Origin of the sequence: Allocoleopsis franciscana PCC 7113 (assembly GCF_000317515.1) — a bacterium.
Lineage (GTDB): Bacteria > Cyanobacteriota > Cyanobacteriia > Cyanobacteriales > Coleofasciculaceae > Allocoleopsis > Allocoleopsis franciscana.
Genome location: NC_019738.1, coordinates 4747034 through 4771575 on the forward strand (window position 1 = coordinate 4747034; position 24542 = coordinate 4771575).

Genomic DNA, 24542 nt, shown 5'->3' on the forward strand with positions numbered 1-24542 from the left:
CTTATTCAGCAAGCCCTACTTAAGTGCAAGACAAAAGTGAGAAAGATGTCAGAAAAACTTATTCTTTTTTAGCAACAACACGGAGCCTTTTATAATCAGCAAACCAAGTTCCATCCCGATATAGCTCTGGTCGTAGTTGATTTTCAATATTTTCAATAACACTGGCGTGGTTGTTAATGGGGATAGCTTGTAAAAAGCTATTGGCAAACATTTCCAGCCAATTTTGCAAACCCCTTTCGCCATCTTCTAAGGGAGTTGGACGCTCAAACAGAGTGGCGTAGGTTACTGAAAAGCCTTGTTTTTCGAGCAGTGTCGAGTATTCTCCAATGCTAGGGAAATACAAGGGGTTATGCTCTGGTTCTACTGGATAGCCAACGGCTTCTAGAGCCTTATTCAACGCTGTTTCGATGGCTTTGATATTTCCTTTACCACCAAACTCCGCCACAAAACGACCACCTGATTTTAGAGCATTCCCAATACAAGTGATAGCTTTTTCGGGTTCTTTGATCCAGTGCAGTGTCGCATTAGAAAACACCGCATCAAACGGTTCTGCAAAATAAAAATCCCTGGCATCTGCAATTTTAAATTGCAAGTTTGGATAGTTTTGTTGAGCTTGTGAAATCATCGTTGGTGCCCGATCAATGCCAATAGTGATCGCACCACTTGCTGCAATTTCTGCCGTCAGTTGTCCAGTACCGCAGCCCAAATCGAGGATTCGCTCACCCTGCTTGGGGGACAACAATTCTAAGCAATCAGCACCATACCGCCAAACAAAGGAATGTTTGCTTTCGTACAATGCACTCTTCCACTGATGCTCTGCCATGACACAACCATTCTCCACTGCGATGACTTTCATCCTCACAGTAGAAGACCCCATTATCAAATGTCCAATATATGTTTTGCTAAGAACTAATATCTAAAACATATAAAAAAGTCAAACACATGGAGCTTCGTCACCTGCGGTACTTCATCGCTGTGGCTGAAGAACTACACTTCAGCCGAGCTGCCGAACGATTACAAATGGCTCAACCACCACTGAGCCAACAAATTCAATCACTGGAAAAGGAATTGGGGGTGCAACTGTTTAAACGCACGAAACGCCGAGTTGAGTTAACCGAGGCTGGACAGGTATTCTTGGCAGAAGCACGCCTCATCCTGATTCAGGTAGAGCAAGCGATTCGAGCTGCACAACGAGCTAGTCGGGGTGAGATTGGGCGATTAGGAGTGGGTGTTAACAGTTCTGCCACTCATAATGTTCTGCCTGAGATTCTGAGAGTATTTCGAGAACACTTCCCCTATGTGGAAGTCGTCCTACATGAGTTGGCGTCTTACCAACAAATACAAGGGATTCTGGACAACCGCATCGACATTGGTTTTCTGTGGCTACCTAACGTGGATGATAGCGCTTTGAGCTTTATGCCCATTTGGCGAGAACTTCTAATTGTCGCCTTACCTGAGGCTCATCCGTTGGCAAACTTACCCGAAATTCCACTCAAAGCTCTCGCGGGTGAACCGTTTGTTTTGCCCCCGCGTCAGTTGGGACAAGGATTCTATAGTCAGATTATCAGTCTTTGTCAGCAACAGGGTTTCAGCCCCAAAGTCAGACAAGAAGCGCTGTTGGTGCAGACAATTGTGAGCTTAGTGGCTGGCGGCGTGGGTGTTGCTTTGGTGCCCGCTTCTCTGCAAAATCTCCAACGCGTGGGAGTGGTTTATAAAACCTTGCAGGGACAGAAATTTGAACTGGAAATGGCTGTCGTTTGGCGGCGGGATAACTCATCCCAAGTTCTGCAAGAATTCCTTCAAGTCGTTCGGGAGAGGACTCAGTCATCATGAGTAAGTATGATTACCATCCGTTAATCCTATCCCTAAAACTATCCCTTCTGAGTTGGGTGGATAAGGTATACCCCATCCTGGATAGCCGAACAAAGGTTCAGGGTGGACAAGAATTTTTAATATAAACATCTACCTTAAGATAGATTTAAATCATACTCCTAAAGTAATAGGTTGCGTGATGAGTCGTTGTTCATGAACACAGACATAACCACAACCCGGAAATCAAACTCTTAGTTTGAAGGGACTGAGAGCTTTCCTTTAATCTAAGAGGGTGTTGGGTATCACTCAGCTGTGCGATAAACAGCCAGGAAAATAGACTATGTTGAGATTAAGGCATCCTCAGCTGCACACCTATATCATGGCTTTTCTGGTTGTTGCCCTCGCGACATTACTCACGCTGATGTTGCGATCGCTGATTGAGCCAACTTTTTTTTTATTGTTTTTTGCCGCTGTCGCCTTTAGTGCTTGGTATGGTGGTCTTGGGCCAGGGATCTTAGCGACGGTTCTGACTGTTTTCGTCTACGCTTACTTCTTTATCGCTCCGTTCGATTCGTGGACCATTAGTCTAGGTGATATTGTTCGGCTGGGATTGTTTGTTTTAGTGGCACTGTGGATCAGTTCCTTAAGCACTCAACTGCGAATGGCAAAACGGCGAGTTGAGGTGAATCTGCTGAAATTACGGGAGAGCGAGGAACGGTATCGCTCAAGCCAGGAGCTATTCGAGAGCTTTATGCAAAACATTCCGGGTACAGCTTACATCAAAGACCCTCAGGGAAATTATATCTATATCAATCCAGTCGGCGAACAGTTACTTAACCGAACGCGGATGGATATTGTCGGGAAGACGGATTTCGACCTTGTGCCAGAAGCCGTTGCACGGCAGATTCAGGCTCATGACATAGCCGCTCTCGCCGCAAACCAACCCATTGAGGCGGTAGAAACCGTGCCCCAGTTAGAGGGTAACCAGTATTGGATGTCCTTCAAGTTTCCCATCAACGACGCCTCTGGGAAGTCGCTTCTGGCAGGCATGTCGTTTGATATCACCGATCGCAAACAAGTGGAAGAGGCACTGCGACAAAGTGAAGAACGCTTCCGTATTGCTCAGGAACTTTCCCTCGATGCCTTTACCGTCCTGCGGAGTGTGCGAGATGAAACGGAAAAAATTATTGATTTTGAGTGGACTTATGTAAATCCCACCGCTGCCAGAGTTCTGAATCATACAATCGAGGAGTTGGTAGGTCAGCGTCTGTTGCAGCTTCTTCCGGGCAACCAAACGAATCGTGACTTGTTTAACCGATATGTGCAAGTGGTTGAAACCGGAGAACCTCACGATTTGGAACTTCACTATGAGTCGGAAGGCGTCGAGGGCTGGTTCCGCAACATGGCGGTTAAATTAGAGGATGGGGTGGCAATTTCCTTTAGCGATATTACCAAGCGTAAGCAGCAAGAAGCCGAACGAATTGAGCTACTGGAACGGGAACGAGCCGCACGGGCACAAGCGGAAACGGCAAACCGGGTCAAGGATGAGTTTCTTGCCGTCCTCTCCCATGAATTGCGCTCCCCCCTGAACCCGATTCTGGGTTGGTCAAAGTTACTCCGAACTCGCCCCTGTGATCAAGCAACAAGGGAGCGTGCTCTGGAAATTATTGAGCGTAATGCCAAATTGCAGACCCAACTAATCGAAGAGTTGCTCGATGTTTCACGCATTCTGCGGGGTAAACTCAGCTTAAATCCCAGTCCGGTCAACCTGCAATCGACGATAGAAGGAGCAATAGAGACAGTGCGTTTAGCGGCGTCTGCCAAGTCTATTCAAATTGAGACAGTATGGGAACTGGATCACGGGCAAGTTTGGGGGGATGCTAATCGCTTACAGCAAGTTGTGTGGAATCTACTCTCTAACGCCGTTAAATTCACACCCACTGGCGGGCGAGTTGAAATCAGACTGCGGCAAAGCGGCAAACAGGCGGTAATCCAAGTCAGCGATACAGGCAAGGGCATCAGTCCGGATTTCCTGCCCTTTGTTTTTGATCGCTTCCGCCAGGAGAATAGCACGACGACACGAGCCTTTGGGGGGCTGGGGTTAGGGCTAGCCATTGTCCATCACCTTGTAAAACTGCACGGCGGAACAGTTGGCGTTGCTAGTGCTGGACTTGGGCAAGGAGCCACTTTTACTGTGATGCTACCTCTGAGAAACTTGGAGGCAATACCGCAGACAAAAGACGGGTTGTCCCTCGACTCTCCCAATCTCGAAGGAGTCCGCCTACTGGTAGTGGATGATGAGGAGGACACCCGTGAATTGTTACTCTTTAGCCTAGGGCACTATGGTGCCCAAGTGACTGCCGTGGCTACGGCGGCTGAGGCTCTTCGGGTACTGGCACAGTTAAAACCGGATGTTTTGTTAAGCGATATTGGGATGCCGGACGTTGATGGTTATATGTTGATGCGTCAAATCCGATCGCTGCCACCGGAGCAAGGAGGAAAAATTAAAGCGATCGCTGTAACCGCTTATGCTGGAGAAGCCGACCATCAACAGATTATTCGGGCTGGCTTTCAAGGACGTATCACTAAGCCCATCGATCCAGCAGAGTTAGCCAAAGCGATCGCGTCTGTTGTTGGACATGCCGTTCAAAAAGCGTAATCTCAACTTTGTTTTTGACCCAAAAAGGCAGAAGGTAGAAGGCTCCAAGGCAGAAGGAATGCCTTCTCGCTATTAAAATCAATATTTATGCTTTAACGAAATAGCCATGCAAGAATCCCCAGCAAATGTCAGGTTGTGGAGTACGAGGCTGCCAAATTTTTATTCACAACAAATCAAAGGTCATCCGTTGGCTTGGATGATTGGTGTCAGCATCCTTATCCTATTTTTGTGCAGCAGTCTCCGACACGCGCTGTTTCAATCAACCGGCTGGGATTTGGGAATTTTTGACCAAGCCATTTATCTGATTAGTCAAGGACAACCTCCTATCTCTTCTTTGATTAAGGTTCACATTCTAGGTGATCATGCGGCTTGGGTGTTTTATCCCCTCGCGTTGCTATACAAGATTTACCCCAATGTCCATTGGTTATTCTTGGTACAATCAACGGCTTTGGCATTGGGAGCTTTGCCGACTTGGCATTTAGCTCGTTTAGCGGGTTTGAGAGAGGGACAAGCGATCGCATTAGCTGCCGTTTACCTGTTGTATCCGGTAATTTTTAATGCCAATTTGTTTGATTTTCATCCAGAAGTGATGGCTGTCCCTGCACTTTTAGCGGCTGTTTTAGCGGCTCGATTGAATCAGGTTGTGTGGTTTTGTCTAGCCATTATTTTAGTTTTGGGTTGTAAGTTTATTTTAGCTCTGACCGTGGCAGCACTCGGCTTCTGGCTGCTGGTGTTTGAGAAGAAGCGTTTATGTGGTGTGTTAGCAATTGTGGCTGGAATTGCCTGGTTTATCATTGCCACTAAAGTCATCCTCCCCATATTTAATCCTCAACAAATGACCTCGATATCTCGTTATGGTTATTTGGGTAATTCTATTTTTGAAATTGCCCAAAATTTGTTTCTCAAACCCAGAGCCATTTTCCAAGTCGTCTTGTCATTGGATAATCTTAAATACCTGATTTTAGTGTTTGGACCCGTGATTTGGGGACTCTCACTCCAGAATCTCATTCCGTTAATCCCGGCGATACCCGCCCTAGCCTTAAATTTGTTGGCAGATTACCAACCCCAAAAAGATATTGTGGCGCAGTATTCTCTCCCAATTGTGCCGTTTTTAATGTTAGCGGTGATTGCCACTTTAGCAGATGGTCGGGGATGGCTACGCTCTCAACGCGCTATGGTACTGTGGTCTTTAATGTTTTTCTTGGTGTTTGCTCGGTGGAGCTATTTTTTCACCAAATACTTACCGACTATTGATACTTGGCAAGCCACCCGTGAAGCGATCGCATTGATTCAAACTCAAGGGGGTGTCTATACTACCAATGAAATTGTGCCTCATTTGAGTCATCGACCCCTAATTGAGCGCACGGTTACCACTGAACCGCAGGATCTGAATCAATTCGAGTATGTGTTATTAAACTTGCGTCATCCGGGGAGTAATAGTTCACCGGAGTTTGCTGCACAATTGGTCGAACAACTGCAACAAGCACCTCAGTTCCAACAGCGTTATCAGCGTGACGGGGTTATTCTGTTTCAAAAGGCGACTCAGTCGTTGGCGATCGCTAATTTCATCACTCTACTAATTGAATAGAACTCTGGCAAAAATAGAAAGAACCCCTCCCTAAACGTACTGAAAGGGAGCTATCAATGAGATTCATACCAAATCCGCTTTGATCAGCCCCTTTTCAGCTTAAGTATTTTTTCTTCTGCTTACTCCTGCCCAGAACGCTGCGCGAACTGCCTTGGAGCCTTCTACCTTGTCTCCGTTAATCCGGATTTGGTATCACTGGGTCTGGAGAGACGCCTGGGACAAGACCAATCAACTGTGCCGTAGTCTGATCTGCTGTAGGAGAAAAACTCGTGTCTGTACCCAATGCCCCAAGCTGATAGGAACTTGTCTCTCCCTGTAGCACGCTGCTGTCTTCCGGCTGATTAAAGTCAGCAACAACCGCGTAGTCAGTCAGACCTGAGTCCAAGATGACACCGTCAGTAGAAAATGCCGTGGTGGTGTTCCCAGCCAGGAGTGGATCGGCATCCGTGCCACCAACGAGGGGAGCCATCTCACCACTTCCTGCATTGGCGGCATTGACACCCGTGAGGGAATCATTCCCCTCCAAACCTAAACCTCCTTGAGTATCATTGCCCGTACCGCCAAGGAGAGAATCGTTTCCAGCTTGACCAACTCCGAAGTCATTCCCCGTGGTAGTAGCGTTAGTCGGGAGAGTCCCTCCAAACTCAAAGGCTCCAACATCGATCAGTCCGTCGCTACGGGCTGAACCCAGCCCATCGGTGGTCAAACCAGCGATCGCTACCCCAGTATTAATCGCGGCACTTCCTGCCAGCAGGGGATGGACTAAGCGACCGTTAATTTCTTGCAAGGGACCGAGTTTGGGGTCGGCAATGGTGATAGAAGCCGTAGCATTGAAGTCGTTCGAGTTATTGGTCGATTTGGGAGGAAATTGGATATTACCCCCACCATCGGTGAGTAAACGGCTTGTTTGTTGCTGAATCCCCCAATTATTGTTTCCATTAGCCGCCGTGTTGTTGGCAAAAATCGTATTTTGCACCGTGACGGGTGAATCATTCGCGGCTATTCCACCGCCAACCCATCCGGCCCAATTATTGGCAATGGTCGTGTTGATGATGTTCGTGGGACCATAGAGTGCCATTGCTCCACCGTTACCGCTATAGTCGGTAGCCGTTGCCTGGTTGCCAGAGAAGGTACTGTTAGTAATGGTGGTGGGTGCATCCATCATCCACAAACCACCTCCCTGATTAGCCGCTATATTGTTGGCAAACGAGGTGTTGTTAATGGTAAAGCCCTGGTTGGCTCCATTGCTCATTTGTACCACTGCACCCCCATTTCCACTATTTCCCCCTGGAAGTGCCAGAACTTCGTTGTTCTTGAACGTGCTGGAGTCGAGCACAACTTTGTCTTGGTTACCGCTGTAAAGATAGGCGGCTCCCCCTTCACCCCGACCTGTGTTGCCATCAAATACGCTATCGGTGATGCTAATGATGCCAGTTGGGTTGTTGATATCCGAACCGCGATCGCTGTAAACAGCACCACCATATCCCCTTAAGGTTGGGTTGGCTTGGCCTGTAGCGACAGTAGCCGCTGTTGTGCTGTTGTTGATGAACGTTGAGCCTTCGATAATCAGTTCACCAGCGAGGTTGTTAATCGCTCCACCGTTAATGCCTGCGTTGTTGGTGAATGTGCTGTCAGTAACAGTGGTGCGTATTCCTCCCCAGGTTGCGATCGCACCTCCACCGCGCTCGTCGTTACCCGCTGTAGCCGTGTTGCTGTCAAACTGACTACCACTCACCGTAACGGTTCCTTCAAACGCCCCAAAAATGGCTCCCCCACCAAGACCCGCTACGTTATTCTTAAATTCGCTGTTTTCGACCGTCAATTGGCCTTGGTGTTCTGTGCGTATCGCTCCGCCGAATTCGTCGGTGTAACCATTCGCAAGGGTCAGGTTTTTGATCGTCAAGCTCGTTGGGTTGACGGATGCTGATTGCAGGTGAAAGATGCGGCTAGTGTTGTTACCACTGAGGGTTAAACCAGAGGCACCTGCACCATCAATGATCAGGTTTTTGCCAACGGGAATTTCAAGTTGACCTGATGTGAGGGTAATGGTTTGATTGGCGAGGGTCGAGGCGAATTGAATGGTATCTCCTGACTGAGATTGCGCGATCGCCGCTCTGAGAGAACCCGTCCCATTGTCTGCAATAGAAGTAACGGTAATAACGCTCATGGTCAATCCTTTGCTTGGGTAAATCAATTGGGTAGAGTCCCTCTGCTTGACGCCATTGGGAAAACTGAAGTCTTACTTACATAGGGAAGCGAAGACTCTGTTGCCTGTTGCTAGATGAGGTAAGAAAGTAGGTAAATGACGAAGAAGGTGGGCTGCACGCTGGTAAGTTGCAAAAACCCTGTAAAAATGCCAATTAGCTCATTGGTTATCTGACTCGTTGCATACATAGAGAGACCCGTGTCTGTAGCTAAAACACCCCAAGCTGATAGGAGCTTGCTTTCAGGCAAAAAGCACGATGCGGTCTTCTATCGAGTTAAATTCAGCATGTTGGCGTAGTCAGCATGAGTCGATGAGGATGAGACACCTCAGTTCCCTCTCTCATGGGTCAGCACTGAATACGGCAGGAAGTGGTTGCATTAGGCGCAACATGACAACTGTCGAGCGGATAATCGGTATGAGGAGTTAAGGCTAGAGATCACGATTGCTCTTGGATGCAGCTTAGTTGGTTTTTAGGACTTGGTGCTGGAGTTGGGTTGATTCTGGTGGCAAGCTTCCCGCTTGTCCGTGTGAAACGATGTGGATATGGGAAACATTTGTATGTTGGGTAAGCGCTTCAGCAATTTGCGCGACCTCATCTTTTATTGCGTCGAAGAATATCACTTCAACTCCCGGTGCTACGTTCTCGTTGAGCTTATTTGCATTGGCTATTAGGGAGTCGATGAACATTAGGCTTTGGCAAAAATTTTTACCATTGACTAGCAAGTGTCCGTGAATGACCATAACTTGGGAGTCGATAAACACTAGTGCAAGAAGGGAGTTCGCGTAGCGTTCTCCGTAGGAGTAGACAGGAGGCAGACCGGAGCTCATACGAGGACAGAAGGGATATTGCCTGTACAGTAAGCTTTTTATCCTTTTTCAACTGGATACTTATTTCTGCCAGCCTGGTATAGGCTTGTGCTTAAAGCCGTTGAGTTGTACATGGTAAATCTCTAGGATTATGGGTTTTCTGTAGAAATATGCTCACGATGACAAGCATTTCTACATAGCCTTGAAACACCATCATTTGAGAATCTTTGGATGGTAGTAGACGCCCCTTTTCCCGGTAGTTCACCCTGATCAAGAAGTTGTTTTACTATCTCCATTGGAAGGTGAAAACAACTCTTTTCTTTGCTTAGATAAGGTACCTATCTAATGAAGATATGTTTCTATTCTTCACCGTATTTTCAACTAATCGCTCTATCTTTGGGACTATTTTGCTAAAAACTTCATCAAAACTTTAAACTCTGGCTATAGTTTATGAAAAATCGATATTTTACTACAAATTACCCAAAATGACTTAAACTCTGTATATTCTTAGACGGCAAGGTGAAGACTAAGTTGACTCAGAAGGGGAGTTCTTCAGTCAATAGGTTAAAGTCATTAATGCTCAGTGTGTTACTCATGGGCTTTGTTTTTCGCTTCGCTCATCTTGACCGAAAAGTCTACTGGCATGATGAAGCTTATACTTCACTGCGAATTTCGGGTTACACGAGTGCTGAAGTGAAGCAGGATATCTTTCAGGGTCAAGTTATTAGTATTGAAGACTTACAAAAATACCAACGCCCTAATCCTGAAAAGAGCCTAACTGACACCGTAAAAACGTTAATTATTGAGGATTCTCAGCATCCGCCATTTTATTATATTTTGGTGCGATTGTGGGCGCAAGGGTTCGGTCATTCGGTGGCTGTAATCAGAATTTTGTCTGCGCTGATTAGCCTACTGATATTACCTTGTGTTTATTATCTGTGTCTAGAGTTATTTGATTTGTCGTTAGTGGGATGGTTAGCGATCTGCTTAATTTCCATCTCTCCTTTTCACGTTTTGTACGCTCAGGAAGCCAGAGAATATAGTCTCTGGACAGTGATGATTTTGTTATCGAGTTGGGCATTACTTAGAGCCTTACGTCTCACAGTGCAAAATGAAGGAATTGGCTTGCAAAATTGGGGAATTTATGCATTAACTTTAGCCCTCAGTCTCTATACCTCTTCCTTATCTCTGTTGGTAGGAATGGCGCAGGGAATTTATGTCATTACTAGGGAACATTTCCGACTTACTAAAACCCTAATCGCTTATTTTCTATCTTCAATCATTGCCCTTTTAGCTTTTGCCCCTTGGTTAGCCATTATCATTGCCACTTGGTCGCAAACTGGCTCAACTTGGACGGCGATCCCTATCCCCTGGATTGATTGGATAAAAACTTGGGGTCTGCATGTTAATCGTGCTTTTATTTTAACGGTAGGCGACTTTGGTTTCGATCATTTATCAACTTATTTAACCTTGCCGATTTTTTTGATTTTGGTCGGCTATGCCATTTATTGTCTTTGCCGTCAGACAGCCCTGAAAGTATGGCTTTTTGTCTTATGTCTGATGGGGATTCCCTCTCTAGCCTTAGCGCTGCCCGATTTAATTTTAGGGGGACAGCGTTCTATGGCAACACGCTATCTCATCCCCTTTTTATTAGGAATTGAGATTAGCCTAGCGTATCTATTTGCAACTCAACTAACTTCGAGAGGTTTATTCAAACAAAGGCTTTGGTACATGATCATGGCTGGAGTCATTTCTTGCGGAATCATTTCTTGCAATATTAGTTTTCTCGCCGAAACCTCTTGGAATAAAGTTGTGAGCTATAACAATCACCAAGTTGCCCGAATTATTAATCAAAGCAACGCTCCGCTTTTAATTAGTAACTCCTATGGGATGAATTTCGGCAATATCTTGGCTCTTAGCTATTTACTGAATTCCAAAGTCCGTCTTCAACTCATTAACGATAATCCCCAAACGGGCTTCAGTGATGTTCCAAAGATTCCCCAAAATTTTAGCGATGTATTTCTTTTAAACCTTCCCGATCCACTGCGGGAGAGTATTGAGAAACAGTATGGCTGGAAGCTAAGCCTGATTTTCAATGACTCTCATCTCTGGCTCTGGAAACGCGAAAACCTTTAAACTGGGAAACCAGGACAATCCTCATGCTCTAACCAAGCCGGAGGAAGCGATTTAGGATAACCCAAGTGAAGTTCCTAACAGACAAAGCTCAACGTAGTCGGTTCAAAACATGGCATATACTAGGAGCAATTTGGCTCATTGGTGCTTTGTGCGATCGCCTCTGGTTAGCCCTTGACCGCTCGATTCCCGCTTGGGACCAAACCAACCACCTGACCGGTTCCTTAAACTACCTCAACGCCCTGCAACAAGCACAGTGGTTTTCCGGCGAATGGTGGCAGCACTTATGGAAACTCTCTTCTAAATATCCGCCCTTACTCTACATTGTCACCGCTCCCTTTCAACTAATCTTTGGCACTGGCCCAGAGCAAGCACTGCTGGTAAATTTGCTCTTTAGTGCCATTTTGCTCGTCTCAGTCTACGGTTTAGGGAAACACCTGTTCAACCCACAAGTCGGTTTATGGGCGGCAGGATTATGTATCCTTCTCCCCAGACTTTACACCGCCCGCATCCATTACTTGCATGACTATCCTCTCACGGCGTTAGTCGCAGCTAGTTTCTTGTGTCTCACCTTGTGGCGCGATGCGAAAACCAAATGGCAGGGATGGCGTTGGGCGTTATCGTTTGGTGTCTGCTTTGGTCTGGCAATTATGATCAAGCAGACAGTGCTATTTTTTCTGTTTGTACCCTTATTGTGGGTGAGTATTCCACTGCTGCGAAAACTGGCTTGGGGACGAATGGCACAGTTAATCGGCGGCTTCTTCGTCTCTGTCTTGATTTTCGCCCCTTGGTACCGCACCAACTGGATTTATTTGTTCAGTGCCTATCAGAATGCCATTGTTGTACCCGGAACCGAGGAAGGCGATCCCCCCCTCAATACCCTCGCGGCTTGGACGTATTATTGGCATGACTTACCCCGTGCGGTATCTTGGCCTTTACTGTTAGTTCCCCTGGTTGGCTTGCTGTTGTATTGGATTCTGCTATTGCCTCCATTCCGCAACCGTTTCCACGGCGATGAACTGAGGGAACCGACCCCCGTACCTGATCGCGCCAGTGATGACTCCGAACACTACCGACTGCAAGAAGTCGGCTATCCCCAGAATCCTCATCCCACCTTCAAACCCCGCCGACAAAAGCCAGTTCGAGAAGGGCAAAATCCACCCTCTCAAACCGCATCCGCGTTGTGTTGGTTAGCTCTATTTCTGATTGCGTCTTACTTGATCAACTCCGCTAATTTTAATAAAGATACCCGTTATGTCATGCCTTATATGCCGATTCTTTCGGTAATTTTGGCCTATGGGTTGACGGTATGGCCTAGGCGCTTGCGAGTGGTGCCTTGGTTGACGGTAGGTTTAGCCTCTATATTAATGTTGCTGAATCTGTTCCCGATTGGGGGAATACCGGGCAATTATTTAACGCAGACATTGAGTCCCAAAGCGCAAACTTATCCTCAGTTTGGCTCAAACTGGCCTCATGCTCAGGTGGTTGCGGAAATCGTTCGCACAACGCCTCAACTAAAAGCCACAGTGGGTGTGTTGCCTAGGATACCCGATTTGAATCACAACAATTTTAATTACTACGGCGCGTTGAGCAAGTTTCAGGTGTATGGGCGTGAGGTGGGTACCCGTAAGAAATTTATACCCCAAGATGCGCGATCGCTTTCTTGGTTTGTCACCAAAACCGACTATCAAGGTTCGCCGAAAGAATCGCAAATGATGATGATGCAAACGGTGGAACAAAGTCGAGATTTTCAGGTGCAAAAAACTTGGAAATTGCCGGATAACAGTACTCTCAAACTCTATCATCGCGTTCAACCACCCGTACAAGTCAGGGCAATTCCCCAATCCCTCACTCAGGTGAAATTAGAGCGAGTCGTTGTGCCTCCACAAGCCCCTCCAGGAGTACCCGTCCCTGTGACTTATGAATGGTCGGGTGCGTGGCAGCAGTTGCGATCGGGTATTGTTTTATTAACTTGGAAAAAAGAGGCGAGTCTGGATTCAGAAGTCATAGAGGCGACACCTACATCGCCTCTACAGAAATCACAGGATACAAACCAATCTACTGTTTCTAATTCCCAAATTCAGCCATCGGTACAAAATCCCAAATCTTTTCCTCCCGAACGTCCTCTGCCTAAAAAGGAAAGCCAAACTCCAACATCAAATAATCAGGCTCAACCCAATCTGCAACGATGGATACATGACCACGGTATCGGATTAGGAGAACTTTATCCTGGACGCTTGAGCGATAAAATATGGCAGAGTAGTTTTCAGGTACTTGAATCCACGGCAATGCTGCCTCCAGCGGATGTTGCACCTGGAATTTATACCCTGGAAGCGAATTACCTAAACAGGGAAACGGGGGAGAATTATCCGATTTCTGTACCACCAGTTACCCTAAAAATTGACCCTAAATCTGCTGCTACATCGGCTCCTGAATTGGATTTAATTACTCAGATGTATGCATTAGCTCGTCAATTACCTGAAGGGCGACAAGCGCTCGATCGCGTCTTTGATGAAATTGGACGAATTAATCAGTATGACCCGGTTCAAGATTACACGATTCAGGCGGAACGTGCTCTAGAATTTCGCCTCCAACAAGAACCCAAAAACCGCGATTTTGCTTATGGATTGGCGTTTTCCCACGTTTTACAAAAAGACCCAGAACGTGCCACAGAAGCGTTGAAACGTGTGGTGCAACTCGATGCCCAGAACCCTTACGCCCATGCTTATCTCGCCTTTCTCTATATCTATCAATGGCGGGGTAGACAGGCTGAAAGTGCGATCGCACCTGCTCTTAAACTCAATCCTAATATTCCTGAAGTGCAAGCGCTCTCCGGTGGGGCAGCTCTTTTGCAAGGACAAGTTTTTAAGGCATGGGATATTCTCAAGGGATTAAAACTTTGAACTCTATACTCTTGTTGATAGTATGAGTCGTCTTGATTAATTACCCCATTTCCGTTTGCGTAATCGGCTCAAAACCATGCTGAGTCCTCCTAAACCCAATACTCCTAAAACAGAAGTTGGTTCGGGAACAGATTTGGCTTCAGGTGTGAGGAGAAAGCCACGAGACTCGCCATTAATTTTGCCCGTGCCAACAATCTGATTTTTATTATTAATTTTTGATGCAGATACTAGTTCCCATCCCGAATCAGCCGGAATCAGGGTGTTGAGGTCAAACAATTCGCCATCTTCCCAGATGGAAGCATAGGTTGTACTGTTATTGCTTCTGGATTCACCAACCACTAGGGTTGAATCGTTAATACTATTAGCAGAGAATACGTTGCCATCGATGTTATCCAGAATTGTTCCGGTATTTCCGTCCCACAATAAGGTGTCAATTCTAGGCGTAGAAACGAAGAACGGAACTGAAAAAGAGCCAACAACCTGACCTGCATTGTTGATGTCTTTTGCCTTAACATAGGTTATCGTAGTAGTATCTTGAGGTGTATCTAGCGCAGTAAGGGTGCCGTTATTCCATACGAACGCTACACTCCAACGAGCGGCACCAGTGACAATAACTTGACCTGCATTGTTGATGGCATCGGCATCATTGATCAGGTAAGAAGGAGCGAGCGTATCTATTAGAGTGCCATTAGCCCAGACAAAGCCTTGATAAGACCAGCTAACTAAATCACCGACGATTTGACCTTGATCGTTAATGTCATTAGCCGTTGCGTAGTAGCAACCTGTACAAATCGAGGCAGGAGGAGTTCCCAAGCTACTCATGATGCCATCTTGCCATATAAAGGCACTGCTAGAACTGCCAAGCAAGCCAGAACTGCCGACGACTTGACCGACGTTATTGATGCCCTTAGCGTAAGTAGCATTAGCTCCAGGCAGAAAGCCCAATTCAGTTAGTGTTCCACTTTCCCACAAATACTGAGAACCGACAATTTGACCTTTGTCATTAATATCTGTAGGGACAAAAGGTAATTCAGTAATGGAATACAAGGAGATGGCAGCAGCAGGTTCAATGCTTCCAAGCGCCAGTAGGGCAACCGTTGCGGTTGCGAACGAGAGTTTTTGTCCAATAGATGTGCAATTCATAGTACCCCTGAGAAAATTTTGTGATGGCACAAAGGATAATTACCTCAAGCTTAATCATCTAACTGAGCAATAAACTTGAAGATTTCTATGAATCTGTCTCCCCGTTGGCATTCAGCCTGTCTAAGTTACCAGGGCGCACCGCCGTGCGCCCCTAGTGTCGTTATACGGACTTTTTCAAGTCAACCCAACTACAAAGCCGCCTGCGCTTCCTTCGCCACTTCTTTGTTTTCATCCTTCGCCAAAGTTTCCAGCGTAGAATGAGCCTCTACACCTCCCAGCCGACTTAGCGCCTGCGCGACGCGAAAGCGAATCTGCCAATCTGAATTCGTGGCAAAAGGAATCAACAACGATACTGCACGCGCATCGCCTAACTCTCCCAAGGCACTAATTGCCGCCGTTTGCACCAGGCTGGTTTCAGAATTAAGCGCTTCCTGCAATAACTCAAAAGAACGCGGATCACCCATTTCCCCCAACGCGGCAATAATACTAAACTGCACTAACCACTCCGAGGTTTGGTAATAAAGCCGCTGAATATCTTCATAGGCTTCTGTGAGTTTGAGTGCACCCAACGCATCAGCCGCCGCCGCTTGCACATCCGGTTCCGAGTCATTGAGTAAGCGATCGCGTAATAGGGTTAACGTTGCTGGTAAATCTTGATTCCCCAAGGTATCCAACTGACTCACCGCCGCATATCGAACACGAGTATTGGCATCCGTCACAATTGGCTGAATTAACTCAAACGCCACAGCCGGTTCCAGTTGACGTAACTGGTTAACTCCACTTATACGCTGACCAAAGTCCTGAGAACTTAGCAGCTCTTGAACAGACTCACGAGTAACGCTCATTGGTATTTGTTTATTATTGCTTGATTAGAGAATAGGGCAGCGGTTAATTAGGCCAAAGCCCCCATTAACTGCTGCCCTTTCTCTGCATTAAACCAGGAATTGTGTCCTCAGTGCCACACACAGAGCCTTCGACTCAATCCTTAAACTCCGCTGCCATCGCCCGTACAATATCCCCAGGCGTAAGAATACCAATCACCTTACCCTGATCATTAACTACTGCCAATCGCCGGATAGATTTCTCCTGCATCAGCTTTGCCGCTTTCCGTAAGGGTTGATCCGATTCCACCGTCACGGGATTCGTACTCATCACTTCCCCAACAGTTTGCCCCAGCGCTTTATGGAGTTCTTGCTCATGACGAGCGGGATTTTCTAAAAAAATCACACTATCGAGAAACATAATGTAGATTGGCGGCTCAACTCCTGTCTCCTGCCACAACAAATCCGTTTCAGAAATAACGCCCACCAAGCTGCCTGCGTCATCCACCACCGGCAAACCACTGATGCGCTGTTCTGCAAGAATCTTGATTGCCTCTTTGATCGGCGTTTGCGGCTTGACCATGATGGGGTCACGGCTCATGACATCGGCAACGGTTTTGGCCATACTCAGGCTGTTTGCTCTTTACAATAAGTCTCACATTACATTGTAAGGAATTGCGGGGAACACCGAGCTTCTTCTTTCCTGAGCGACTCTGGCTTAATAGACAATCCTATGACTGTTCACTACACCGATGCCTTTGTTACCTTAGCCGCTGCTGATGCCGAGATTCTGGTTCGGTTTTATCGCCAGTTGCTCGATCAAGAACCCAAACCCTACATTCCCCATGTCTATGCTGAGTTTCAACTGACTGGGTTGCGGTTGGGCATCTTTCAGCCTAAACCAACGCACCTGGAAGAATTTGCCAATTCTAGCCAAAGTGGCATGAGTTTGTGTTTAGAAGTGGATAATTTGGAGGATGCGATCGCTCATTTAACCCAAATCGGATACCCACCTCCCGGAGAAATTATCACAGCCTCTCACGGTCGAGAAATTTACGCTTACGACCCAACGGGAAATCGCTTAATTTTACATCAGTCCCATGCATAGCCGTCCAGCAGCGATACCCTACCCCGTTAAGATCGATTGAGTAGTCCGTAATTTCTAACGAGGTAAACAAAGCTAGAAAAGCTATAAGCCAATAACAAAAGGGTAGACACCAATACCATCGGCTTACGAGACGAAGGAATGAGCCACTCTCGTACCAGCATGGAGATGGCAGATCCAATCACAAAGCTGGAACTGAGTACTAGGTAAGGCCATTCTGGTGAAAAAAACCACTTCATGCCCAAACCCAGAGCAAATGACATCATCAAGTACTCAACAAACCCAGGTGGATCGTACTGGATGGAAAAAACTAAAGAGCGCCACCACAATTGACAATATCTCATTGCTAATTAACAGTTGTTTTTAGAGAGCCGCTACCCTATGTTCGCTCCAACCCACTCCCGTTTACCAAGGTTAGAGCTACTGTGGTTAGGATAATTCAGCATCGCAGGTTTGGCTAGCCCTTGAGGACGAAGAACTCTAGTTTTCCGCGATCTGAGGATGATTATGGCTGTGCAAATAACTCAAAGCATCCTCGGATTCAACCTGAGGAAATTGTTCATAAAAGCGGCTCACACTGGAAAATTGCTTGGGTGCTTCTAGAACCACAACGCGATCGCACCACTTTTGCAACCAATTCATGAGTCCTGCTGGCGCTACCGGCGCACAAATCCAAAGCTGTTTTGGCTGTTGCATTCTCAAGGCTTGGGTTGCGGCTGCCATGGTCATTCCTGTAGCAATTCCATCATCAATTAAAAGTGCCAAAGTGTCTTGGGGATTGACTAAAGGACGCCCTTGAGAAAACTGCTGGAGTTGAGCTTGAGCTTTCTCCTGAGCTTGATGTACAGCCGTTTGCAACAAGCGCTCACTTTTTTTGCCTAATCGCTTTTGTCGTAACCAAAGAACCTGTCCTTCTGGAGTCACCGCACCAATGGCTAATTCTGGATTTTGGGGCATTGTAATTTTTTTAGCCACGACAATATCCAAAGGACAATTGAGTTTACGGGCTACGGGGGCTGCTACAGGAAGACCGCCGCGAGGGAGGGCATATACAATGGGTTCAGCCGAAAAACCAGCTTCCCGCAGTTGGTTAATTTGAATGAGAAGCGACTCTGCTAGCTGCTCCCCTGCATCGGCGCGATCGCTAAATAGCGGGGCAGACGACATGGTTTCCTCCGGCATTTAAAAGCACAGCTTGCTTGCCCTCATGATGACTGATTTTGCTCAATCTGCCCTGCACTGAAGGGGTGATTCTTGACAAAAAATATCGCCGCTTCCTTTTCACCTGGTTGCGAGTCGTTCATTGCCATCTAGAATTTAGAAGGCTTCCTGCTCTCCTAACCGGGTGTACCTGTGTGCATTCTGCCCTGATCCGAAACCTTAAAATTCATGTCCAGCGAAGAACAATTGAGCTTATTTGATCAGTCAACATTCCCTGACTCAACGCCGACTGACTCTCAATCCGAACTCATTCCCACCAATGCCAAAATTCCGATTCCTCCTGGTACTTACGACTCAATGGTGCCCTTAGCACAACATTGCAACGCTTGTCATCGATGCGACTTAGGAGCCACCCGTACTCACGCCGTTGTGGGGCGAGGCAATCCCCAAGCCCCGATCATGATTATCGGGGAAGGGCCGGGTCAAAATGAAGATGAAACCGGTTTGCCGTTTGTCGGGAAAGCCGGACAACTATTAGAGAAAATCCTAGAATCTGTCAAGCTCGACAGTGAGCAGGATGTCTATATCTGTAATGTCGTCAAATGCCGCCCACCAAGTAACCGAGTGCCGACTCCGGATGAAATCGCCGCTTGTAAGCCTTATTTATTAGAACAAATTCGCCTGGTCGATCCGAAGATTATTCTTTTAACCGGTGCAACAGCGGTGAAAGGAGTGACCGGTGACAAGCGAGGTATTACCAAAATTCGTGGCACCTGGATGGAGTGGGAAGGGCGTTTGTGTATGCCCATTCTTCACCCGGCTTACCTACTACGAAATCCTTCACGGGAACAAGGTAGCCCTAAATGGCTGATGTGGCAAGATATCCAGGTGGTGCGTGCCAAATTGGATGAACTGCACTCTTAAGCTGGGAGGATTTCTGCCAGGAGTGATGCCCAATCTTGGGTTGTATCGATCGAGGTGACGAGAGATTGTTCTGCCTCCGTAAAGGGTTCAGCCGTCGCTAACTGTTGAGTCAGTAAATCGGCAGTAGCATCGGAAACATCGCCTGTGCGAGAAGATAAGCGATCGCGCAATATTTCCTCTGGTGCCGTACACTGGATCATCTTGAGGGGCAAATGATGACGATTCGCTTGAGCCATCGCCTCTTGTCGTAACGCCCTGCGATCGTATTTTGCATCTAAAATCACCGGAAAGCCTGCGTTTGCCAGCATGATGCCCAATTCCAATAAGCGTCCGTAAGTCTTCTGGCTCATTTCACTGGTATAAAGTTCATCTCCCCCTTTCTGTGCCAAGGGAATCCCCGCCAGGTGTTTGCGTACTGCATCTGAACGCAGGTGAATCGCCCCTAAGCGCCGTGCGAGATGTCGCGCTACCGTCGATTTACCAGAACCCGACACCCCTGACATCAAAATCAATTGCCCCTGATTTGTTTTCGTATACTCCCACGCCTGTCGATAATAATCTGACGCGACTTTTGCCGCCTCTTGCTTGGCATCTTGCGGCACACCAGGGTCATCCAGTAAAAAAGAAGTGACCTTCGCTCTGACATACGCCTGCCGACTTAAGTACAACGGTAAAACCTGCAATCCTTCCCAGTCGCCCGTTTGCTCAATATAGGTATTTAAAAAGGCATTTCCTAAGTCTTTACGCCCCCGTGCTTCTAAATCCATCACGGCAAACGCCACATCGTACATTACATCAACAAAGCGGAATGGCTCATTAAATTCAATCCGATCAAACAATTGAATTTTGTCATGCCAAAAGCAAATATTTCTTAGATGCAAATCGCCGTGACATTCCCGAATCCGGTTATTTTCCCGACGTGTTGCGAATAACGTCTGCTGCTGTTCAAAGAAGGTATCGCTAAAGTTCTTGGTTTCCTCGTATTGTTGTTGCGTTTGAGGCTCACCAATATAAGTAGGTGGATAGGGAAAAACTCAACTATGTAACGCTACATTAACAATTAGCCGGACTTGAACTTGAAACGCTCTGTACTCCGCCCCTCAACTTGGCCTCTAGCTTCTAGACCATCCATCACTGCATAAGCTAGGTCTAACTCATCTTCAAACATCTGCCCTGCCAGTTCATGGGTTTTGAGTTGATGCCATTCCGACTCAATCAGATTCATCTGGGAGCAATAGGCTGGCAAAAAGAATAAGTACAATCCTTGAGCTTCCCATTGTGCCCACTTTTGTTGTACTGGAGTACTGGTATGAATTGAGCCATTGTCTTGCACGATGACGCGAATCCGTCCGGTATTGGCAAACTCTTGTGCTGCAACACCAGCTTGCTGATCGATCATTTTGATGTAGCTTTCACTGGTGAAACTGCCAATCACTAAGCCATAGACGAAGCTGACTAACGGTTGCCAAAGCCCTAAAATACTCAGCCGTCTCCCTCGTCGAGGGGTTTGTTCGAGGCGTTTTTGTTCCCCCCGGAAAAAGTAGCTGTAGCTGGCTGGACTCCACAAGCTAAACCCGGACTCATCCAGGTACAGTAGGTCAATCTCTCCCGTGGCAGCAGCTAACTCCAACATATCCAAGTCGGCTTGCTTGATGGCTCGTTGTTCGGAATCTTGTTTGTCTCGATGGCTGACACGGGTACGCTTCCACATCACCCCCTTTTTTTGAGTACTCGACGCAGGTGGTCGGGACTCAGTTGAACTTGCCGCTCCGTTGCCAGTTTTTGTGCCAATTGATGAGCGTTGTAGGTGCGATTGTCTTGTCTAAGACACGCTTCAACATATTCGATGTCGGCTTTTTGCCAACGACATTTCCCCCCTCGTCCGGAAGCCTCCCACAATCCTCCCAATCCCTTGGTTTCCCACCGATGAATCGTCTCTCGTACCGTTTGCATATGCCAGTTGAAGTAGATGGCGATTTTCTCGACGTACCACCCTTGTGCATTCAGTCGCACCACTTCAGCTCGATCTTTGACCCGTTGCGGCACTGTTGTCGCCGTTCTCAGCTCAAACAATGTTCGCTTTTGTTCGAGTGTGAGGAAGATTCTCAGTCGGGCACCCATGAGTCATCTCCTAGATTGAAGAGCTTGATGATTCACTTATCTTTACATACTTTAGGATTTTCTCCCCGACCTACTTACTTTTCTGTTTGCTGATAATTTTCGTCAAATGCCTCGCGAATTTTAGAGACTTCCCCAAAAGAGCAGATGTAATCATTGGTTTGGGCTTTGTCATGGAATTGGGCAACCATTCGCCCTAAATCTTCCATGTGGGTTTCTGTCAACTTCCCCTGTTCAAACATCGTAATAAATAGCGCTTCTTGAGGAAATTGGCACATTTTTAGCGTAGATTCTACCGCTTCACCCGCACCCCCCAAAACAAACTTGCCATCAATTTCAGCAATAGGCAAAACCTCCAGATAAATCTCCGGCGCAATTGGCTGATTCATCCGCAATTCTTCTAAACAGAAATGCTGCCGTTGTGCCAAAGTGGAGAAATCTAAGAAGCCAAAATTCACCGGTTTCTTGACTTTATAAGCATAATCACCGGTCAGAAACACGTAGGAAACATGAGTTTGAATGAATTGAATGGGTTCTGTTACCGGGTGAGGATAGAACCCTGGCTCCATCATTTGCTGAATTAAGGCAGGAACAGATGTCTGTGTCATGTTTTCAGGTAGGCTTCGTTTACAAGTCGTGATGCGTACAGCCCCCATGCTTTTAGCAGGAGGAAGATGTCAAAGTCTTGGTTTTATATGAGGGGAAGGGACAAATGTTCTTGGATGCGGCATTATAGCTGTAGCCATAAAGGTTAGGACTTTCTTTAATAACCTAAACGACCCATACCAGTCATAACTATTCTGCCTTCTGTCTACTCCTGCCCAGAACGCTGCGCGAACTGCCTTCTGCTATCTCTCATACAAAAAAGCCAGGGACAATTGTCCCTGGTCTTCCTAAACTCATGAGGATAAACCTCAAGTCGCTTCTGAAGCTTCTTCGGTTCCTTCTTGTGTACCGCCAGCGTAACCGCCCACAATGACAATCGTGGTTTCGGGTTCAAGCATTGGTGTAATGCCCTGTGGCAGAATGAGGTCGCCAACATGCAGACTATCTCCAATCTCTAGATTAGAAACATCAACATCAATGGATTCGGGGATGTCGCCTGGGGCACACTGTACCTGAATTTCTGTAATCACAGGGTCGAGGATTCCTCCTGATTTAATCCCTGCGGCCTGTCCCACAAAGTGCAAAGGCACGGTTACTTCAAGGCTGTCTTGAGAAGCTACGGAGAAAAAGCTGAGATGGTAGATTTGACTTCTTTTCCAAGGATGAGATTGCACTTCCCGCAGGAGAGCTTTACCATTCCAGGAAATGTCAGGAATATTGACCTGAACAAGAGTGTTGTTAACTGTAGCCTTTTTGAGCAGAGTTTCTGCGGTTTTGGCGGGTAAGGTGAGTGAAACGGATTCTGTCCCTTTATGTCCGTAGAGAACCGCAGGGATTAAACCCGAACGACGCAAGGCTCCTGGCTTGCTGCCGTCTGGTCGCTTTTGACATTCAACTGAAACTTCCATCTGAGTAGCTTTTATAGGTTTTCAAGAGTGAGCGACAGCCCGATCTTAGATTTTAGAGGGTCGAGGCGAGAATTATGGGTTGGACTTTAATCCAACATCCAAAATCTACAATTTTTAGACTCCCGATGATACGGGTGAGCCGTTGGCATACAACAGCGCCCGTTTGGGACCGTGAATCGGGTCTTCTACAATAATCGTTTGGTCGCGGCTGGCACCCAAGGAGACAAGGGCAATGGGGACTTCCATCAATTCCGCCAGGAATTTAAGATAATCCAGGGCTTGCTTGGGTAAATCTTCCAGTGCTCTGCAATCTTCGGTGGATTGTTGCCATCCCGGCATGGTTTGGTAGATGGGTTGGCATCGGGAGAACCGACGAGAACTGCTAGGAAAGTTCTCGCAACGTTTCCCGTCAATTTCGTAGGCAACACAGACTTTGATTTCTTCCAGGGTGTCGAGTACGTCGAGTTTGGTAATGGCTAGACAATCAATGCCATTGATGCGAACCGCGTAACGACCAATGACAGCATCGAACCAGCCACAGCGGCGGCGGCGACCGGTGGTGGTACCAAATTCAGCCCCGCGATCGCATAAGATATCTCCCAGCTCTCCATGGAGTTCGGTGGGAAATGGCCCTTCCCCCACACGAGTCGTGTAGGCTTTTGCGACCCCAATCACGCGATCAATCATCGTCGGCCCCACGCCTGCACCCACACAAGCCCCACCGGCAACCGGATTGGAAGAGGTGACGTAGGGATAGGTACCGTGGTCTAGATCTAGCAGCGTTCCTTGAGCGCCCTCAAACAAAATATTGCGTCGTTCTTGAATCGCATCGTAAATCTTCAACGAGCAATCCACCACATGGGGACGCAAGCGTTCAGCATATTCTAAGTACTGATCGATTACGACTGCCGGGTCTAAAGGCGGCAAGTTATAAAGCTTTTCAATAATGACGTTTTTATAGTTAATGGTCCAATTTAGCTGTTTTCGCAGGGATTCGGGATTCATCAAATCCAAGACCCGAATGCCAATGCGCTCTGATTTATCAGCATAAGTCGGACCAATTCCGCGACCGGTGGTGCCGATTTTATGGTTGCCCCGTCTCTCTTCGGATGCCTGGTCAATTAACCGATGGTAAGGCATCGTGACATGGGCTGTTTCCGAAATCAGGAGTTTTTGGGTGGAAATGCCTAGTGCTTGGAGCTGGTCAAGTTCTGTAATTAAGACAGCCGGGTCAATGACCGTACCAGAGCCAATAATACACTCGGTATCGGGATACAAAATTCCAGAGGGAATCAGGTGCAGTTTGAAGGTTTGGCCTTGAACAACCACAGTATGTCCAGCATTGACTCCCCCCTGGTAACGGACGACGACATCTGCCGAACGACTGAGTAAATCTGTGATCTTGCCTTTTCCTTCATCGCCCCATTGGGCACCGATTACAACAACGTTAGCCAAGGGTTTTTTTTTATTCTAAAGTTTTCACAAACTACAATTATTATCATCCGGTGTATCGGGTGTCAACTTAAAAGTAACAGTAAGTTATGACAATAAAAAGAGAGGATGGGTACAGGCGTTGCTCATCAATCTGTGGCAACGCATTGAGCTTGAGAGCCACCTAGTAACAGCGCAAGTTCTGGATAGGGTAACG

At 47.0% G+C, this 24542-nt stretch carries 17 protein-coding genes and 3 pseudogenes; 7 read left to right on the forward strand and 13 right to left on the reverse strand.

Annotated features, from left to right (window positions below):
* Positions 1 to 58: 58 nt before the first annotated feature.
* Positions 59 to 856, reverse strand: a complete 798-nt coding sequence (locus MIC7113_RS19595; protein ID WP_226883469.1) for a class I SAM-dependent methyltransferase — start codon at positions 854 to 856, stop codon at positions 59 to 61.
* Between the two features lie 86 nt (positions 857 to 942).
* On the opposite strand from MIC7113_RS19595, the gene MIC7113_RS19600 reads away from it, so the two are divergent.
* The 3 genes from MIC7113_RS19600 to MIC7113_RS19610 all read left to right on the forward strand — a co-directional run bounded on the left by MIC7113_RS19600 (position 943) and on the right by MIC7113_RS19610 (position 6059).
* On the forward strand, positions 943 to 1833 hold the full coding sequence (locus MIC7113_RS19600; RefSeq protein ID WP_015183911.1) for a LysR family transcriptional regulator: 891 nt from the start codon (positions 943 to 945) through the stop codon (positions 1831 to 1833).
* Between the two features lie 319 nt (positions 1834 to 2152).
* On the forward strand, positions 2153 to 4471 hold the full coding sequence (locus MIC7113_RS19605) for a hybrid sensor histidine kinase/response regulator (RefSeq protein WP_015183913.1): 2319 nt from the start codon (positions 2153 to 2155) through the stop codon (positions 4469 to 4471).
* A gap of 106 nt (positions 4472 to 4577) precedes the next feature.
* Positions 4578 to 6059, forward strand: coding sequence for a DUF2079 domain-containing protein (locus MIC7113_RS19610; RefSeq protein ID WP_015183914.1), 1482 nt, complete (start codon positions 4578 to 4580; stop codon positions 6057 to 6059).
* Between the two features lie 175 nt (positions 6060 to 6234).
* On the opposite strand, the gene MIC7113_RS19615 is transcribed toward MIC7113_RS19610, so the two are convergent.
* The gene (locus tag MIC7113_RS19615; RefSeq protein WP_015183915.1) at positions 6235 to 8226 is read right to left on the reverse strand and encodes a right-handed parallel beta-helix repeat-containing protein; all 1992 of its coding nucleotides are present in this window, start codon (positions 8224 to 8226) and stop codon (positions 6235 to 6237) included.
* A 498-nt stretch (positions 8227 to 8724) separates the two neighbouring features.
* On the reverse strand, positions 8725 to 9093 hold the full coding sequence (locus MIC7113_RS19620) for a DUF4347 domain-containing protein (RefSeq protein WP_015183916.1): 369 nt from the start codon (positions 9091 to 9093) through the stop codon (positions 8725 to 8727).
* Between the two features lie 573 nt (positions 9094 to 9666).
* Here MIC7113_RS19620 and MIC7113_RS19625 point away from each other — a divergent pair.
* A complete protein-coding gene (locus MIC7113_RS19625) occupies positions 9667 to 11208 on the forward strand; it encodes a glycosyltransferase family 39 protein (RefSeq protein WP_172642249.1) in 1542 nt (513 codons plus the stop codon).
* 65 nt (positions 11209 to 11273) lie between these two features.
* Positions 11274 to 14108 carry an ArnT family glycosyltransferase gene (locus MIC7113_RS19630; RefSeq protein WP_015183918.1) on the forward strand — a complete coding sequence of 945 codons (2835 nt, stop codon included), beginning with the start codon at positions 11274 to 11276 and terminating at the stop codon, positions 14106 to 14108.
* Between the two features lie 36 nt (positions 14109 to 14144).
* Here MIC7113_RS19630 and MIC7113_RS19635 read toward each other — a convergent pair whose 3' ends face one another.
* The 3 genes from MIC7113_RS19635 to MIC7113_RS19645 form a co-directional block, all read right to left on the reverse strand.
* Entirely contained in the window at positions 14145 to 15251 is a 1107-nt protein-coding gene (locus MIC7113_RS19635) for an HAF repeat-containing PEP-CTERM protein (protein WP_015183919.1), read from the reverse strand.
* 188 nt (positions 15252 to 15439) lie between these two features.
* A complete protein-coding gene (gene nblB, locus MIC7113_RS19640; protein WP_015183920.1) occupies positions 15440 to 16096 on the reverse strand; it encodes a phycobilisome degradation protein NblB in 657 nt (218 codons plus the stop codon).
* Between the two features lie 133 nt (positions 16097 to 16229).
* On the reverse strand, positions 16230 to 16697 hold the full coding sequence (locus MIC7113_RS19645) for a CBS domain-containing protein (protein ID WP_015183921.1): 468 nt from the start codon (positions 16695 to 16697) through the stop codon (positions 16230 to 16232).
* A gap of 108 nt (positions 16698 to 16805) precedes the next feature.
* Here MIC7113_RS19645 and MIC7113_RS19650 point away from each other — a divergent pair, with 108 nt between their 5' ends.
* Entirely contained in the window at positions 16806 to 17180 is a 375-nt protein-coding gene (locus MIC7113_RS19650) for a VOC family protein (RefSeq protein WP_015183922.1), read from the forward strand.
* A 26-nt stretch (positions 17181 to 17206) separates the two neighbouring features.
* On the opposite strand, the gene MIC7113_RS19655 is transcribed toward MIC7113_RS19650, so the two are convergent.
* Together MIC7113_RS19655 and MIC7113_RS19660 are read right to left on the reverse strand one after the other, a co-directional pair.
* Positions 17207 to 17521 (reverse strand): hypothetical protein, encoded by a 315-nt coding sequence (locus MIC7113_RS19655; RefSeq protein ID WP_015183923.1) that lies wholly within the window; start codon positions 17519 to 17521, stop codon positions 17207 to 17209.
* 136 nt (positions 17522 to 17657) lie between these two features.
* The gene (locus MIC7113_RS19660) at positions 17658 to 18344 is read right to left on the reverse strand and encodes a phosphoribosyltransferase (RefSeq protein ID WP_015183924.1); all 687 of its coding nucleotides are present in this window, start codon (positions 18342 to 18344) and stop codon (positions 17658 to 17660) included.
* A 222-nt stretch (positions 18345 to 18566) separates the two neighbouring features.
* Here MIC7113_RS19660 and MIC7113_RS19665 point away from each other — a divergent pair, with 222 nt between their 5' ends.
* Positions 18567 to 19262 (forward strand): uracil-DNA glycosylase, encoded by a 696-nt coding sequence (locus tag MIC7113_RS19665; protein WP_015183925.1) that lies wholly within the window; start codon positions 18567 to 18569, stop codon positions 19260 to 19262.
* Here MIC7113_RS19665 and MIC7113_RS19670 read toward each other — a convergent pair.
* The 5 genes and pseudogenes from MIC7113_RS19670 to MIC7113_RS19695 all read right to left on the reverse strand — a co-directional run.
* A pseudogene (locus MIC7113_RS19670) lies at positions 19259 to 20275 on the reverse strand (bifunctional aminoglycoside phosphotransferase/ATP-binding protein); the annotation flags it as partial. The gene MIC7113_RS19665 and the pseudogene MIC7113_RS19670 overlap by 4 nt on opposite strands.
* Before the next feature lie 47 nt (positions 20276 to 20322).
* Positions 20323 to 21383 (reverse strand): annotated as a pseudogene (locus MIC7113_RS35500) (IS630 family transposase).
* A 77-nt stretch (positions 21384 to 21460) separates the two neighbouring features.
* Positions 21461 to 21988, reverse strand: a pseudogene (locus MIC7113_RS19685) (adenylyl-sulfate kinase); the annotation flags it as partial.
* 306 nt (positions 21989 to 22294) lie between these two features.
* Positions 22295 to 22894: a 50S ribosomal protein L25/general stress protein Ctc gene (locus MIC7113_RS19690; RefSeq protein WP_015183926.1), complete on the reverse strand. Its 600-nt coding sequence runs from the start codon at positions 22892 to 22894 to the stop codon at positions 22295 to 22297.
* A 114-nt stretch (positions 22895 to 23008) separates the two neighbouring features.
* Complete coding sequence (locus tag MIC7113_RS19695; RefSeq protein ID WP_015183927.1) at positions 23009 to 24349, reverse strand: adenylosuccinate synthase; 1341 nt, start codon at positions 24347 to 24349, stop codon at positions 23009 to 23011.
* Positions 24350 to 24542 lie beyond the last annotated feature (193 nt).